This window comes from Cupriavidus sp. 22TCCZM01-5 (assembly GCF_057798915.1).
On record NZ_JBYOJR010000005.1, the window covers coordinates 135332 to 150951 of the forward strand.

Annotated in this window: 16 protein-coding genes and 1 pseudogene; 14 read left to right on the forward strand and 3 right to left on the reverse strand. The window is 63.6% G+C overall.

Translation table 11 applies throughout. From position 1 onward, the window contains the following. Positions 1-140 precede the first annotated feature (140 nt). The 10 genes from AC3FNH_RS06960 to AC3FNH_RS07005 all read left to right on the forward strand — a co-directional run bounded on the left by AC3FNH_RS06960 (position 141) and on the right by AC3FNH_RS07005 (position 9196). Positions 141-1481 (forward strand): amidohydrolase family protein, encoded by a 1341-nt coding sequence (locus AC3FNH_RS06960; RefSeq protein WP_488719498.1) that lies wholly within the window; start codon positions 141-143, stop codon positions 1479-1481. Between the two features lie 9 nt (positions 1482-1490). Next, a complete protein-coding gene (locus AC3FNH_RS06965; RefSeq protein ID WP_488719499.1) occupies positions 1491-2999 on the forward strand; it encodes a sugar ABC transporter ATP-binding protein in 1509 nt (502 codons plus the stop codon). Position 3000: 1 nt separating this feature from the next. Then, entirely contained in the window at positions 3001-3978 is a 978-nt protein-coding gene (locus tag AC3FNH_RS06970) for an ABC transporter permease (protein ID WP_488719500.1), read from the forward strand. Continuing rightward, on the forward strand, positions 3975-4940 hold the full coding sequence (locus AC3FNH_RS06975; RefSeq protein WP_488719501.1) for an ABC transporter permease: 966 nt from the start codon (positions 3975-3977) through the stop codon (positions 4938-4940). Before AC3FNH_RS06970 ends, AC3FNH_RS06975 begins: the two co-directional genes overlap by 4 nt. A 64-nt stretch (positions 4941-5004) precedes the next feature. Beyond that, the gene (locus AC3FNH_RS06980; protein WP_488719502.1) at positions 5005-5973 is read left to right on the forward strand and encodes a sugar ABC transporter substrate-binding protein; all 969 of its coding nucleotides are present in this window, start codon (positions 5005-5007) and stop codon (positions 5971-5973) included. A 30-nt stretch (positions 5974-6003) separates the two neighbouring features. Next, entirely contained in the window at positions 6004-6882 is an 879-nt protein-coding gene (locus AC3FNH_RS06985; RefSeq protein WP_488719503.1) for an intradiol ring-cleavage dioxygenase, read from the forward strand. A gap of 14 nt (positions 6883-6896) precedes the next feature. After that, positions 6897-7199, forward strand: coding sequence for a YciI family protein (locus AC3FNH_RS06990; protein WP_488719504.1), 303 nt, complete (start codon positions 6897-6899; stop codon positions 7197-7199). Positions 7200-7253: 54 nt separating this feature from the next. Further along, a complete protein-coding gene (locus AC3FNH_RS06995; RefSeq protein WP_488719505.1) occupies positions 7254-7643 on the forward strand; it encodes a Dabb family protein in 390 nt (129 codons plus the stop codon). Then, positions 7640-8641 carry a Gfo/Idh/MocA family protein gene (locus AC3FNH_RS07000; RefSeq protein ID WP_488719506.1) on the forward strand — a complete coding sequence of 334 codons (1002 nt, stop codon included), beginning with the start codon at positions 7640-7642 and terminating at the stop codon, positions 8639-8641. The genes AC3FNH_RS06995 and AC3FNH_RS07000 overlap by 4 nt, the downstream gene beginning before the upstream one ends. Before the next feature lie 30 nt (positions 8642-8671). Further along, the gene (locus AC3FNH_RS07005) at positions 8672-9196 is read left to right on the forward strand and encodes a VOC family protein (RefSeq protein WP_488719507.1); all 525 of its coding nucleotides are present in this window, start codon (positions 8672-8674) and stop codon (positions 9194-9196) included. Positions 9197-9360: 164 nt separating this feature from the next. On the opposite strand, the gene AC3FNH_RS07010 is transcribed toward AC3FNH_RS07005, so the two are convergent. Further along, positions 9361-10371 carry an MBL fold metallo-hydrolase gene (locus tag AC3FNH_RS07010; protein WP_488719508.1) on the reverse strand — a complete coding sequence of 337 codons (1011 nt, stop codon included), beginning with the start codon at positions 10369-10371 and terminating at the stop codon, positions 9361-9363. 358 nt (positions 10372-10729) lie between these two features. On the opposite strand from AC3FNH_RS07010, the gene AC3FNH_RS07015 reads away from it, so the two are divergent. Further along, on the forward strand, positions 10730-11755 hold the full coding sequence (locus AC3FNH_RS07015) for a LysR family transcriptional regulator (RefSeq protein WP_488719509.1): 1026 nt from the start codon (positions 10730-10732) through the stop codon (positions 11753-11755). A 39-nt stretch (positions 11756-11794) separates the two neighbouring features. Here AC3FNH_RS07015 and AC3FNH_RS07020 read toward each other — a convergent pair whose 3' ends face one another. Then, complete coding sequence (locus tag AC3FNH_RS07020; protein ID WP_488719510.1) at positions 11795-12544, reverse strand: SDR family oxidoreductase; 750 nt, start codon at positions 12542-12544, stop codon at positions 11795-11797. A gap of 113 nt (positions 12545-12657) precedes the next feature. On the opposite strand from AC3FNH_RS07020, the gene AC3FNH_RS07025 reads away from it, so the two are divergent. The 3 genes from AC3FNH_RS07025 (at position 12658) to AC3FNH_RS07035 (ending at position 15379) form a co-directional block, all read left to right on the forward strand. Next, complete coding sequence (locus tag AC3FNH_RS07025) at positions 12658-13575, forward strand: LysR family transcriptional regulator (RefSeq protein WP_488719511.1); 918 nt, start codon at positions 12658-12660, stop codon at positions 13573-13575. Between the two features lie 266 nt (positions 13576-13841). Continuing rightward, positions 13842-14162: a putative quinol monooxygenase gene (locus AC3FNH_RS07030; protein WP_488719512.1), complete on the forward strand. Its 321-nt coding sequence runs from the start codon at positions 13842-13844 to the stop codon at positions 14160-14162. 167 nt (positions 14163-14329) lie between these two features. Beyond that, positions 14330-15379, forward strand: coding sequence for an alpha/beta fold hydrolase (locus tag AC3FNH_RS07035; protein WP_488719513.1), 1050 nt, complete (start codon positions 14330-14332; stop codon positions 15377-15379). A 36-nt stretch (positions 15380-15415) separates the two neighbouring features. Here the strand turns inward: AC3FNH_RS07035 and AC3FNH_RS07040 are convergent. Continuing rightward, positions 15416-15601: pseudogene (locus tag AC3FNH_RS07040) on the reverse strand (RNA polymerase sigma factor); the annotation flags it as partial. Positions 15602-15620: the final 19 nt, after the last annotated feature.

The following is a 15620-nucleotide window of genomic DNA, read 5'->3' on the forward strand; positions in this document are numbered from 1 at the left end:
CTTCTGGCGAGTATAGACTCATTCCGTGCCGGACAAACAAACGTTTGCAGAAGCGTCGGCCAGCACCGGAACGAAAACGCTGAAGAAGCGAAGGTGGCGGCTCTGACGGGTCAGCCGCCAGACAAAAGGAGACAATCGGCATGACGCGTACCCTGATTCGCGGGGCGACGCTCGTCACGATGGAACCCGCTTATGGCGAGTTCGTCGGCGACCTGCTGATGGAAGGCGAGCGTATCGCCGCCATCGCGCCGCATATCGAAGCCCCCGATGCCGAGCAGATTGATGCGCGCGGCTTTATCGTGACGCCGGGCTTCATCAACGCCCACATGCACACGTGGCAGACCGCGCTGCGCGGGGTTGCTGCAGGCTGGACGTTGACCGAATACTTCCGCCAGATGCATGCTGGCCTGGCGACGCGCTTCCGGCCCGAAGACATCCACATTGCGACCCTGGTCGGCGCGTGGAATCAACTTGACTGCGGTACGACCACCCTGGTGGACTGGTGCCACAACAATCCCACCCCGGCCCATAGCGACGCCGCGCTGGACGCGCTGGAGCAAGCTGGCATCCGCGCGGCATTCCTGCACGGCTCGCCCAAGCCGGATCCCCGGCCGGGCATTGCGCCGTTCTGGGAGACTCCGCATCCGCGCGGTGAAGTCGGGCGTCTCGCACGGCGGCTGCAAGGCTCGAGCCTGATCAGTCTGGGCCTGGCCATTCTCGGCCCGCACTATTCGACGATGGAGGTGGCGCTGCACGACTTTGCGCTGGCGCGCGAGTTCGGCCTGCTGGCCAGCATGCACCAGGGCGGCGGCGCTGCGCGCACGCCCGATGGCTGGGAGCGGCTCGAAGCCGCGGGCCTGCTCGGGCCGCATATCAACATCGTGCACGGCAACAATCTGAGCGATGCGCAACTGGCGCGCTTTATTGCCGCGGGCATGAGTTTCTCCCTGACGCCGGAGAACGAGCTGACGCAGGGTCATGGCTTTCCCATCACGGGCCGGTTACGCAAACTGGGAGCGACACCGTCCCTGGGTGTCGATCTGGAATCCGGCCTGTCCGGAGAAATGTTCGTGGCCGCGCGCATCGCGCTGGGCGTGCAGCGCGCGCTCGACCATGCTGCCTTCCGCGCGCAGCAAGGCGAGATCGCCATGTCCCATGACGTGAGCTGCCGCGACGCGCTGGAATGGATCACGATGGCCGGCGCACGGATGCTCGGTATGTCCGAGCGCATCGGTTCCCTCGCTCCGGGCAAGCAGGCCGACCTGGTGCTGATCGATGCGCGCCGGCTGAACATGATGCCGCTGCACGACCCGGTCAGCGCAGTGGTGATGCAGGCAAGCCTGGCCAATATCGACAGCGTATTTGTTGCAGGCGAGGCGCGCAAGCGCCACGGCCGCCTGCTGGTCGACGGGCTTCCTGCCGGGCTCAAAGCGCTGCGCGCTTCCGGCGAGCGCCTGCTCCACAAGCCTGCACACGCCTGAGAGGAGATCATGAACGCGATCACCGAAGTGACGCCGCTGTTCGAGATGCGCGGCATATGCAAAGACTTTCCGGGCGTCAAGGCGCTCGACGATGTGTCATTCGCGATCTATCCCGGGGAGGTGCACATGCTCCTTGGCGAGAACGGCGCGGGCAAGTCATCGCTGATGAAAGTCCTGTGCGGAGTCTATCTGGCCGACGCCGGCGAGTTCTACCATAACGGCCGGCGCGTCAGCGTGACCGGCCCGGCCGATACCATGGGCCTGGGCATCGCCGTCATCTTCCAGGAGTTCTCGCTGGTGCCCTACCTGGACATCGCGCAGAACATCTTCCTTGGGCGCGAGCCGCGGGGCCGCGTGCCGGGCTCGGTCGACCACGCCCGCATGCATGCCGAGGCACGGCGCCTGCTGGATATCCTGGGCATGGACCTGAGCACCCACACGCCCGTGCATCGCCTGGGTGTGGCACAACAGCAGATGGTGGAGATCGCCAAGGCGCTATCGCAGGATGCCCGCATCCTGGTGCTCGACGAGCCGACCGCGGCGCTGTCGGATCGCGAGACCGAGAAGCTGTTCGCAGTGATCGGCAAGCTCAAGGCCGAGGGCGTGTCGATGATCTATATCTCGCACCGCATGGCCGAGGTATTTGCGCTGGGCGACCGCATCACCGTGATGCGTGATGGCCGCAAGGTTGGCAGCTACCTGCCGGGCGAAGCCACACCCGATGAACTGGTGGCCCGCATGGTGGGCCGCAAGGTCGATATGAGCTACAGCCGCGAGCGCGGCAATCCCGCGGGCGAGCTGGCGCTGGAGATGTGCGGTGTTGGCGCTGACAACGGCATCGAGGACATCAGCCTGCAAGTGCGAGCAGGGGAGATCGTAGGCCTGGCGGGGCTGGTGGGGTCGGGCCGCAGCGAAGTGGCCAGGGCCGTATTCGGTGCCGACCCGGTTCGCCAGGGCGAGATCCGCATTTTCGGCAAGCCGATGAAAGGCGGCCCGGACCAGGCGCGCGCGCTTGGCGCGGCGCTGATTCCGGAAAGCCGCAAGACCGAGGGGTTGGCACTGATCCGCAGCGTGCGCGACAACCTGCTGCTGGCCGGGCTGCGGCGTGCCTTTCCAGCGTACTGGTTTCGCGCCGGCAAGGCGGATGCACTGGCTGCGCGCGAGATCGCCCGCCTGCGCATCGCCACGCCCGACGGCGGCCAGCTCGCCCAATTTCTCTCAGGCGGCAACCAGCAGAAGATCGTGATCGGCAAATGGCTGGTTGCGGGTTCCAGGCTGTTCATCTTCGACGAGCCGACCCGCGGCATCGACGTGGGCGCCAAGGCAGAGATCTTTGCGCTGATCGACGGTCTGGTGAAGGAGGGTGCCGCGGTCCTGCTGATCAGTTCCGAGCTTCCGGAAATCATCAACGTCTGCGACCGCACCTACGTCATGCGCGAGGGCCGTGTCGCGGGCCACCTGGTGCATACGGAAATGACCGAGGAAAGCATTCTGCAACTGGGGATGAACGATGCCTGACATGACTGAAATGCCTCACACCCAAGCCGTCCCGCGCACGGGTGCGCTGCCCTTTGCGCCGGCGCTGGGGACGCTCCCCGGCTCGGTCTGGGTGCTGCTGTTGCTGACACTGGCATTTGCCGTTGGTGGTGACGGCTTCCTGAGCGTGGCCAACCTGCTCAATGTGGGCACGCAGTCTTCCGTCCTGCTGCTGATCGCCTTGCCGATGACGCTGATCATCATGACAGAGGGGCTGGACCTGTCGATGGGCGCCGTCCTCACGCTGTGCGGCGTGGTGCTGGCCATGGTGATGGTATCCACCGGCTCGCTGCCGCTGGCGTTGGCGGCGGCTCTTGGCGCCGGGCTGCTGTTCGGTGTGCTGAATGGGGTGCTGGTGGCCGCCCTGGGGATTCCGCCCTTCGTCGCTACCCTCGGCACGCTCGGCGTGGCGCAGGGACTGTCACTCGTTCTCACTGATGGGCAGAGCGTGGTGGGCGTCGGAGACACGATACCGCTGCTCTACTCGGGGGAACTGCTCGGCGTCCCGGTGCCGCTCTGGGGTGCCATGGCCTTCTACGGCCTGTTCCACTGGCTGCTCTACCGCACCCGCTTCGGCACCTATGTGTTCGCCCTGGGCGGCAACCGCGAAGCCCTCAAGTTCGCCGGCGTGCGCACCAGTCGCTGGCTGGTTGCCGTGTATGCGCTCGGCGGCGTCATGGCGGGTGTGGCCGCGCTGCTGCTGACGGCGCGCATGAATGCCGGTCATCCCACGGCGGCGCTCGGGCTGGAATTCGACGCCATCGCCGCCGTGGCGGTCGGCGGTACCACGTTCGATCGCGGCAACGGCTGGCTGCCGGGCACGGTGCTGGGCGTGCTGGCGGTCGGCGTGTTGCGCAACGGCCTGAACTTGCTGGGCGTGCAATCGTCGGTCCAGGTAGCGGCCATTGGCCTGCTGGTACTTGTCGTGCTGCTGATCGAATCCATCAAGGGGAAAGCATGAATACCGCCATCTCATGGGCGCCGCTGTCGGCGGACGCGCGTTCCTTTGCATACCGCCTGTTTGCGCTCGGCTTGCTGTGCGCGGCGCTGGCGGTGGCCTCCGACGCCTTCCTGACACTGGGCAACCTGCTCAATGTGTTGCGCCAGGCCAGCCTGTTGTTCCTGCTGGCCTCCGGATTGACATTAGTGATCCTGACCGGCGGCCTGGACCTGTCGGTCGGGGCCAATGTGGCGATGTCCGCCTGCCTGGCAGCGACCGTGATGAAGGCCACCGGTTCGACGATGCTCGGCGTGGGCGTTGGCCTGGGCAGCGGCGTGCTGATCGGGCTGGGCAATGGCTTGCTGGTAGCCGCGTTGCGCATCCCGCCCTTCATTGCCACCTACGGGATGCTGTGGGTGTTGCACGGGCTGACCTACTGGTTCATGGCCGGCGAGACCATCCACGGCTTCGCCCCGGAGTTCCGCGCGATCGGCAGTGGCTACCTGTGGGGTGTGCCGGTCCCGGTATTCCTGATGCTGGCGTTCCTGGTGGCCGGTACGGCGATCTCGCAAAAGACCATTTACGGCCAGGAGATCTATGCCATTGGCGCCAATCCCGTAGCCGCCAGGCTGTCGGGCGTGCCGGTCACGCGGCGGCTGGTGCTGGTCTACGTGGTGAGCGGCGCCATGGCGGGCCTGGCCAGCCTGGTGTTCCTGGCGCGCCTCAATTCCGCCGAGGGGGATATCGGCGAGACGCTGACGCTGCCGGCCATTGCCGCGGTACTGATCGGCGGCACCTCGCTCTTCGGCGGTGTGGGGCGGGTGTCCGGCACGCTGGTGGGCGCCATCATCCTGACGCTGGTGCTCAACGGCATGAACCTGCTTACCGTCAGCGCCAACTGGCAGCCGCTGGTGACCGGTGTCATCGTGGTACTCGCGGTCTTTCTGGACGCCGTGTCACGTCGCCGCCTCGGCACCCGCTAGGCGAATCGGCATCACAGCCGGCTGACACCCATGCCCGCACTACTCAAAATCAAGGAGACCAGACATGCAAGCGCGTAACCTCAGGCAGTTCGCCGCAATGGTGGCTTTCGGACTGGCGGCCATGCCAGTCGCTCATGCCGATGGCGAACGGATCGCCGTCTTCACCAAGAACCAGACCAACCCGTACTTCCAGGTCGTGCGACAGGGCGCGGATGCGGCGGCAAAGAGCATGAACGCAAAGGTCACGCACTACATCCCCACCAAGCCGGACAGCATTCCGGAGCAGATGAGCCAGATCGAGGATGTCATCGTCAGGAAGCCGGATGCGGTGGTATTCATTCCGGTGGACTACAAGGCCATGGGGCCGGGTGTCAAGAAGCTCAACGCGGCCAATATCCCGGTGGTCAACGTGACCGACCGCAGCGACGTCGGCACGTTCGTTTCCTTCGTCGGCGCCAGCGACTACGAACTCGGCCTGAAGACCGCCACGCATCTGTTCAACGCCATGGGCGGCAAGGGCAATGTGGTGCTGCTGGAGGGCATCAAGGGCTCGCTGACCAATGTCGACCGCGTGCGCGGCGTGAACGACGCGCTCAAGGCATTCCCCAAGGTGAAGCTGCTGGCCGCGCAGCCCGCCAACTACCAGCGCCTGCAGGCCTTGCAGGTGATGGAAAACCTGATGCAGTCCTACCCGCAGATCGATGCCGTATTCGCAGCCAACGACGCCATGGCGATCGGGGCCATCGAAGCCTTGCAGGGGGCCAACCGCAAGGCCCTGGTCTCCGGCATCAACGGTACCAAGGAAGCGGTGGACGCGATCAAGGCTGGCACGATGCTCGCCACTGGCGACTACAACGGCTTTGCCCAGGGCTGCCTGGGCGCCATGGCGGCGATCCGCAAGTTGCGCGGGCTGCCGGTGAAGCAGGACATCGTGCTGCCGGCCGTCGTGATCGACAAGACCAATTACCAGCCGCTGGACGTCCCTGTAGAAAAACGCGCCTGCCCGCGCTGGGAAGACGGTGCCAAGGCGTAGTGTCCGGCAACCCATCAAGGAGTGACAAACATGCGCAATCTCGATGAAGAGACCATTACCCAGGCGGTTCTGGCACGCAACGTCGACATGAAGGACCGCCGGTTCAAGGAGGTCATGACCAGCCTTATCCAGCACCTGCACGCATTTGCCAGGGAAGTGCACCTGACTGAGGAGGAGTGGGCCGCCGGTATCCAGTTCCTGACGGATGTGGGCCAGACCTGCAGTCCGACCCGGCAGGAATTCATCCTGCTGTCCGACACGCTCGGCCTGTCGACGCTAGTGACGGCACAGAACCACCGCAAGCCCCGCGGCTGCACCGAGGCCACGGTGTTCGGGCCGTTCTACGTCGATGACGCGCCCGATTACGAGCTCGGCGCCGACGTGGGCAACGGCATGGCAGGCGAGCCCTGCTATGTCAGGGGCCAGGTCCGGAGCATCACGGGCGAGGCAGTGCCTGGCGCAAGGATGGAAGTCTGGCAGGCCGACGCCGAAGGGTTCTACGACGTGCAGAACGCTGAGCGCACCGAAGCCCAAGGGCGGGGCACGCTGCATGCCGACGCGTCCGGGTATTACCGCTTCAAGACGATCGTGGCCGAGTGCTATCCGATCCCGCACGACGGCCCGGTCGGACGCATGCTCGACGCCATGGGGCGGCATCCCTGGCGTCCGGCCCACCTGCATTTCATGATCTCGGCGCCCGGATACGAGATGCTGGTGACGCATGTATTCCGCGACGGCGACACCTATCTCGATTCCGACACGGTGTTCGGCGTACGTTCGTCGCTGGTGGCGGACTGGATCCGCCATGAGGCCGGCACGACCCCCGACGGCAGCCAGGCCGACAAGCCGTTCTACACGCTCGATTTCGACTTCGTGCTCAACCCCGCCAGCCCGTCCCGGGCCGCCTGAACAGGAAGCAAACCATGCTCTACGTATTCCACATGATCGATAAACCGGGCGTGAGTGCGTTGCGCCTGCGTGTGCGACCGGACCACAAGACCTACCTGCGCGCTGTGGCGGACCAGATAGCGTTCGCCGGACCATTGTTGGCCGAGGATGGCGAGACGATGGTCGGCAGCCTGTTGGTGATCGACTTCCCCTCCGTCGAAGCGGCACGCCGCTGGCTGGCCGAGGAGCCGTTCACGGTCGCCGGCGTCTATGCCACCAGCTCGGTCAACGCCTTCGAGAACATGTGGCCGCAGCGGACCGGGTTCCCGGCATCCTGAACCCGTTCCAGTCCACTCAGGAAAAGAGAAAAGGCATCAGCAAAGGAGGCAATTTTGCCCGTCGTCAAACATATCGTGATGTGGAACCTGCGCGGCGAAAGCGAAGGCGAGAAGCGCGATGCCATCGCACGGCTCAAGGGCGCGTTCGAAGGCCTGCGCGGCAGAATTCCCGGGCTGCGCCATCTGGAGATTGGCGTCGACCAGAGTCGAGTCGACTATGCCTGCGACGTGGTGCTCTATTCCGAATTCGATTCGTACGGCGCGCTGCAGGCCTACGCAAACCACCCGGAGCACCTTCGTGTCAAGTCGGAGCTTGGCGATCTGAGGATTGCCAGGTACCAGGTGGACTACGACGGGGCAGGGCAGCACGCCAGCCACCGCCTCCATTCGCCTGAGCGTGGCATCGATCGACAAACAGAATCATTTGAGGGAGACAGACCTTGAGAGTCGCCGTTGCGGGGTTAGGATGGTGGGGCAAGCAGATCGTCAGCTCCTTGAGCAAAAGCGAAAAATTCAGCGTGGTCGCTGCCGTTGATCCGATGCCAACGGACGAGGCCCGGCAGTTCGCGCAACAGCATGGCATGGAGCTCGCTGTCGACCTGGCGGAGGTGCTTGGGCGAGGCGATATTGAAGGCGTGATCCTGGCAACGCCGCACAGGCTGCATGAACAGCAGGCACTGTCGGCGCTGGAAGCCGGCAAGCATGTCTTTTGCGAGAAGCCGCTGGCCATGACCGCGGCGGGTGCGCAGCGCATCGTCGATGCGAGCGCGCGCCAGGGCAAGGTACTCGGTGTCGGGCACGAGCGGCGCTTCGAGCCCGCCATTGCCGAAGTCATGCGCATGGTGCGCGCCGGCGAGCTGGGCCAGCTGTTGCATATGGAGGCCAACGTCAGCCACGACCTGTTCCGCAAGCTCGACCCCTCCAACTGGCGCCTGGACCGCAAGCACGCGCCGGCAGGCATGATGACCGCGGTAGGGATTCATGTCACCGACATCTTTGTCGCGCTGGCCGGCGCTGCCAGCAGCGTGCGCGCACGCACTGAATCGCTCGTCCTCGCCGAACCCGTGCGTGACTTCACCACCGCCACAATCGCCTTTGACTCCGGTGTCCAGGCCACCATCAGTTTCCTGTCCGTTACCCCTTTCCATGGTCGCATCGCAGTGTTCGGCGACAAGGGCTGGGTTGAAATCGTATCGGAAGGAAATGTCGACCAGGGCCTTCCCACCTACCTGACATATTGCCGGGGTACCGGCGTCCCGCGCACGACACGCACCTTTGACGCCATCGATGCGGTACTGGCGAATTTCGAGACCTGGGCGGATGCCGTGGCGGGACGGGTCAAGTATCCGTTCATCGCAGCGGAGTTGGTGGAGAACATTCGATTGTTCGAGGCCATCGTGCAGTCGAGCGAAAACAGCGGCGAGACTGTGGTCCTCCGCTAGGCACTGCGTCAATACTCTGGAGAACTTCCAATGACCATCCATACGAATGAGGCGCTTGTGCCGCGCGCGTTTAACCATATCGGGCTGACCGTGCCCGATATTGACCGGGCCATCGCCTGGTATGGCGCTGTGTTCGGGTTCCAATTGATCTACCGGCGCACGATTGAACGCAGACCGGAGGTGCCGGAAGTGGGCGAGATCTTCGGGCAGCGATTCGAAAAGGCATACCAGGCCCATCTGGTGACCGCCAACGGCGTGGGGCTGGAACTGTTCCAGTTCATCGTTCCTGCAGTTGAGGCGCGTGACGAGACTTTCACGTACTGGCGACCGGGCGTGTTCCATCTTTGCTTTACCGACCCGGACCTCGAAGGCCTGGCCGCGCGGATCGTTGCCAACGGTGGCAAGCAGCGTACCAAGGTCTGGACCTTCCTGCCGGGACGGCCCTACCAGTTGGTCTACTGTGAAGACTGCTTCGGCAACGTCATCGAGGGCTTTTCGCATTCCTACGCCGAAGTATTTTCCAATATGCCTGGCTGGCACGGCGCGGAGCAATGAAGCGCGGCTCCATTTCGCTCGGCGAGCGAAGTTGATATTTGAAAGATGACGGCGGGGGAGTTCGCATGGTGGACTCCCCACTGCCTGACATTGATGCTTCTGACAAGGCGCGCCAGGAACCAGGTTCGCCGGACCTCGCGTCCGGCTTACGTCTCCCGCTGAAGCTATTTCAGGCTGGGGCCGTCAATCCGAAGGCTTTGCTCCATTGCGAGGCACTGGTCATAGATCCAGACGTCATACGCCGCAAGCTTGCCTGCCCACTTCGGGCTGACCTTATTGACACAATGATTGGTGACACGGTCGACGAAGTCGCGGAAGTAGGCCCAGCTGTTGCCCAGGTTCTTGGGATTCACTGTCTCGCCGGGCTTGATGGTCGTGAGTCCTTCGTACGCTGCATTGTGCAGATCGGTCATGAAATCGAGTTGCGCGGCGACGTCTGCCTTTGTGCCCGCGCGGCCGACGTGGCCTGCGATCAGCGTATTGAAATCCCAGCGCGAGTTCATAGTCCGGACCAGGTCGAAGTAGCCAGGAATATCCTGGGAAACGCCGAAACGGCGCCACATCATCCAGCCGGGGTAGATCACGTCGACGAGCATGAGTACCTTCTGCCCGGCGTGATAAATGCCGATGTTCCCTGGTTCGTGATTGGGGCCAGGGTATTGCAGCTGCAACGTTTGATTTCCCACGGCCAGCGGGAAGTCCTGATCCTGGGTACTGAAGGTTTGCGTCGGCACGGGACGACCCGGATCCTGAGCGCGCGCGAGCAGCTTTCTGGTCTCCTCGTGTGCGACGATCATCATCGACGGGTTGGTCTTGAGAATCTCGCCGGCGAATCCGATGTGATCGATGTGCGCGTGGCTGTAGACCAGCGCAGCGATCTTTGCGCCGGGAGCCACCTCGTGGACAGCATCGAGGAGCTTTGGGCCGATTGTCGGCGGTGCATCAACCAGAATCACGCCAACGTTGGACACGACCAGCATTGCCTGGTACGTGCCCTCGGTGACCATGAAGACGCCACCGCCAAAGTTCTCGGTGCGATAGCCCTTCGCGGCATCGATCGACGGCCCCATCTCGGCAGGCGCAACGGCCGCATACTCCGTCGGACGGACGTTCGGCGGCACGAAATCCGGCATGTTCGGGTAGGGCAAGCCCCATGGCGTTGCCTGGTTGCCCAAGGTCGTCGCCGAGTGCGCGTCGTCGCCTGTGCAGCCGCTCAGGGACCCAATGCACAACGGAACCAGTGCGAGAAGAGCCAGCCGTCTGGTCATACTCATCGCTGGCGTAGCCGGGTGCTCTGCATAGCATGAGAGGTTCACAGATGTCTCCTTATAAGAGTCGGGGATCGATAGCGTTGCCATGTATCACGCTACGTACAACCGTGTGTCATGGCTTGCCGCATGATGTCGATCGCCGAGCCGCGTGAGAAGACGCATTGGGCTGAACAGGCTGTTGCCCAACCGAGACCGACGATAGGCGCGCCACGGCGGCGCCGTCTTGCATTTTTGATAGCGTTTCTTATTGAGAACCTTCCGCATGGCGCAATTCGATCATTGGCGAACCTTTGTACGTGTGGTGGAGTGCGGCTCCTTTGCCAGGGCCGCGCATCAGTTGGGAATTGCTCGCTCGGCCGTCAGCCGACGCGTGAGCGAGCTTGAAGGCGACCTGGGGGTAACGCTGCTACATCGGAATACGCGCAAAGTAAGCCTGACCGACGCGGCCGCCGGCATCTATGAAAGGGCAGCGCGGCTGCTGTCGGACTTCGAAGAGCTCGAGGTCGACGCGGCGGGAAAGACATGCAATTTCCGTGGGCGGATTCGGCTTGCTGCGCCGCTCAGTTTTACATTGGCGCATGTTCGAACGACTCTGGAGCAGTTTCAACGCCAGCACACGGAAGTGTCGATCGATCTCCATCTTGGGGACCATCGGGTCGACATCGTCGGCGAGGCCTTCGATTTCGCCTTGCGTATCGGCACCGAGATGGACGGCGCGATGGTGGCACGGCGCCTATGTTCTGTCCGGCATATTGTTGCCGCCAGCCCGGAGTACCTCGGGCGCCACGGGACAATCCTCGTGCCAGAGGATCTGAAATGGCACCGGACACTGTGCTATACCAACCGGCGCAGGCCACACGTCTGGTCCTATTGGACTCCGCATGGCGAGCGCAACGAGGTAATGATCCAGCCGGGGCTGATGTGCGATAACGGCGACGTGCTGCTTGCAGCCGCGTTGAGCGGCGACGGCGTTGTATGCAGTCCCACCTTCCTGTGCTACCAGGCCATTGCGGAGGGAAGGCTGGTGCCGCTGCTGACACGCTGGCGCTGGTCCCAGATGGCTGCGTTCCTGGTCTATCCCCCGAACCGGAACATGCCCAGGCGTGTACGTTCGCTGATGGATGCAATCGCGGACACACTGAATGACCCGACGCCTTGGGACACCGTTATCGCCGAGCATATTCGAGGCGGCGATTCTTCGGCCACTGCCATGACCCTTATCGAAGACCGCATGCACGGGGCTGGCGACGTCCCGACGCTCTCCAGCCAGGGGCCGCATCCGATTTGAATTGCGGCTCGTGGCGAAGGACTGGCTTACAGGACTGGCTTACAGCTGGCTCATGCCGCCGTCGGCAATGATTTCCGTGCCGACGATGAAGGCCGACTCTGGCGCCAGCAGATGCAGCACTGTCGAAGCAATCTCCGCCGGCTCGCCGAAGCGGCCCAGCGGGATCTGGCTCTGGATCTGCGCGGCCGTGGCCGACAGGGTGTCGGCATCCAGGCCCAGCTTTCCATATAGCGGCGTCGTCACCGGCCCCGGGCTGACCACATTGACGCGGATGCCCGAGCTGATCAGCTCTCCCGACAGGGTCTTGGCCAGCGAGATCAGTGCTGCCTTGCTGGCGGCGTACACGGAAGACATCGGCATGCCGATGCGCGCGTTGATCGAGCCGTTGAGGACGATCGAAGTGCCCGGGTTCAGCAGCGGCAGCAGCGCCTGGATCTGGAAGTACGCGCCCTTCACGTTGGCGTTGAAGGTGGCGTCCCACAGGGCTTCATCCACATCGGCAACGGCGGCAAATTTGGCAATGCCGGCATTGATGAAGACGGCGTCCAGGCGGATGCCAGCGTCGGTCAGCTGGCGGGCCAGGTCACGCGCGGCCTGCACGGTGCCGGTTTCGTTGCGGATGGCGACGGCCTCCGTGCCGAGCGTGGCGCGGGCGGTTTCCAGCGCAGCGGCATCACGGCCGGTGATGACCACGCGGCCACCTTCCTGGGCAAATGCCTGGGCAGCCGCCAGGCCGATGCCGCTATTGCCACCAGTGACCAGAATGGTCTTGCCTTCGAAGCGATTCATGATGTCCTCCAGTCGGAAACGTTGAATTTGAACCATCGCGTAAAGGCAGTATGGACGCTGGCCTCCGCTTTGCCATACGATGGATCCAACGAACATGTTCGAGGGGGTTGTACATGTTGTCCGACGACGAATTGGCCCTGCTGGAAGCCATCCGGCAATCGGGCAGCCTGTCGCGCGCGGCGGCCAGGCTGGGCAAGGCACCTTCCACGGTGTCGCACGCCGCGCGGCAACTGGAACAGCGCTTCGACGCGCTCCTGTTCGACCGCCGCCGCTACCGCTTGCAGCTCACGCGAGCTGGCGAGTTGCTCACCGAAGAAGCCGCCAGGCTCGCGCAAGACGTCTTTCGCATCACGCAGCGCGTGCGACAGGTGGCCAACGGCTGGGAAGACCGGCTCTGGATCGTCTCCGATGAGTTGCTGGAATTCGAAACACTGATGCCTGTCGTGCATGCCTTCGATGCGTTGGACTCGGGTGTCGGATTGCGCTTTACGCATGAAGTGTTGGCCGGCACCTGGGAGGCGCTGCGGGACGGCCGTGGGGATCTGGTCATCGGCGCCACCAATGAGCCGCCCGTCATTCCCAAGCTGGGGTGGTTCGAACTGGGCGTGATCGAGTGGGTGTTCGCGATCTCCCCTCGGCATCCGCTGGCGGCAGCCCGCGAGCCGCTTACCCGCGAGGACATTGCCCGGCACCGCGCTGTGGTGGTGGCCGATTCGTCGCGCCTGACCGGGGGGCGCGCCTATGGCATGCTTGGCGGGCAACGCTCCCTGGCCGTGCCGAGCATGCGTGCCAAGACGCTTGCCCAGCGTGATGGCCTGGGTATCGGGTGGCTGCCGCGCCAACGGGTCAGCTCGCTGCTGCAGCGCGGCGAACTGGTGGAAAAGCGCACGGCAGACCCGCGCGAGCCCAACGTGTTGTATGTGGGTTGGCGCGGGGATCATGAAGGCCGTGCCCTGCAATGGTGGCTGGAGCAGTTGCGCAAGCCACGCCTGGCCAAGCGTCTGGTGTCCGGTATCGACGCGTACGCGTAGGGGCTGCGCGGCCACGATACGTGCGAATTCGTGCGGGCGTGGGCTGGTACTCGATGAGGCCCCGCTGCACCCATGGCGGATCTTGTTCGATCTCATCGAACGACTTCATCGATCCAGTCGCATGTACGTCGCGATATCGTGAACTAGATTCTAGGCAGACGTGTCCGGCACTCGTGCGGGATTCCGCTCCGGACGGATTCCCGCGGTGCCCGGCACGCTCCCCTGCTTCTTCCGTCATTTGTGACAGAACCCGGAACTACGCCATCATGACCCAGAACATATCCTTCATTGTCCATCTGCCCGGCAAGCCTGAGTACCGCGACGAACTCGAGGCACAGCTTCTGACTGTGCTCGATGCCATGTCCGAAGAGCCCGATTTCATCAACACGTACTTGCACCGCTCGGCTGAAGACGATGACACCCTGGTGCTCTATGAGACCTGGGCCTGCAGCCGCGAGCATTTCCTGTCGCATCACCTGTCGCGCCCCTATAGGCAGAACTATGAAGCGGTGCTGCCGCGGCTTCTCAAGGCGCAGCGCACGATTGAATTTCTGACGCCGGTGCGCGAATATTTGAAACAGCCTTGAGCGCCGACGCGGCGCCGGTGTCCCGGTACAGCATTTTTCAGGCAATCAGAAAGAGCCCGGCATGCGTGCGGGCTCCTGCCCACGGACCAATAGGGCCCACCGACTTGCGGGCGTGACCGTACGGTGGCCTGCGTCCCGAGCCTCTCCAATTGATACACAATATTGCGATGAACTTCACATTCCCCGCAAAGCTCGTCATGCTCGCGTTCGCGGCTTTCACTGCCTCGACCGCCATCCCGGCACCCGCGGACACGGCCACCGTCGGCGACAGCAACGGCCCCGCGTATGGTGCGGAGCTCCAGGGCTTCGATTATCCGCATCCCGTCCAGACTTATGCATTCACGTCCCAGGGCGACGCCATGCATATGGCCTACATGGACGTCAGACCGTCGCGCGCCAATGGCAGCACCGTTGTGCTCCTGCACGGCAAGAACTTCTGTGCGGCGACGTGGGATGAAACCATCCGCGTCCTGGCTGAGGCCGGATATCGCGTGATCGCGCCGGACCAGATCGGCTTCTGCAAATCAACCAAGCCGGCACGCTACCAGTACAGCTTCCAGCAACTGGCCAGGAATACGCACGCCTTGCTGGCGTCGTTGGGCATCGAGCGCGCAATTGTCCTCGGTCATTCAACCGGAGGCATGCTTGCCATGCGCTATGCGCTGATGTATCCGGACCAGACCCGGCAATTGGTGCTGGTCAATCCGATCGGGCTCGAGGACTGGAAGGCCAAGGGCGTACCGTCGCTGTCGGTTGACCAGTGGTACGCGCGCGAGCTCGCGACCAACGCGGACCGGATCCGCCGCTATGAGCAGGAGACCTATTATGTGGGCCACTGGCGCGCCGAGTACGAGCCCTGGGTTCAGATGCCGGCGGGAATGAACCGGGGCCCGGGAAAACAGCAGGTGGCCTGGAATTCGGCGCTGATCTACGACATGATCTTTACCCAACCCGTGGTTTATGAGCTGGGACAGATCAAGGCCCCGACGCTCCTGCTGATTGGCGACAAGGACACGACCGCTATTGCCAAGGATGTGGCCCCGGCCGAGGTCAAGGCCAGGATTGGCAGGTATCCGGAGCTGGCGAAGGTCGCCGCGAAGACGATTCCGAACGCAACGCTGGTCGAATTTCAGGAACTTGGGCATGCGCCGCAAATGCAAGACCCGGCGGCCTTTCACGAGGCATTGCTGAAAGGACTTGCGGAGGCTTCTCGCTAGCGCCGATCCCTGGTGGACCTACCACCAGGGTCATGACTAGCCGAGCAAGAATTCACGAGCGAGTAGCCGTGCCCGATGCAGGCGGCTCTTCGCCGCTGCAGTGGTGATGCCAAGGCGAGCTGCAATCTCGCCGATCGACAGCTCCTCGAAATCCCGCAGCAGAATGATGTCGCGATAGCCGGCGGGTAGCGAATCGAGAGCGCTGGCAAGCTCCAGGCGAAGGGCATCCGCATTGAGACCA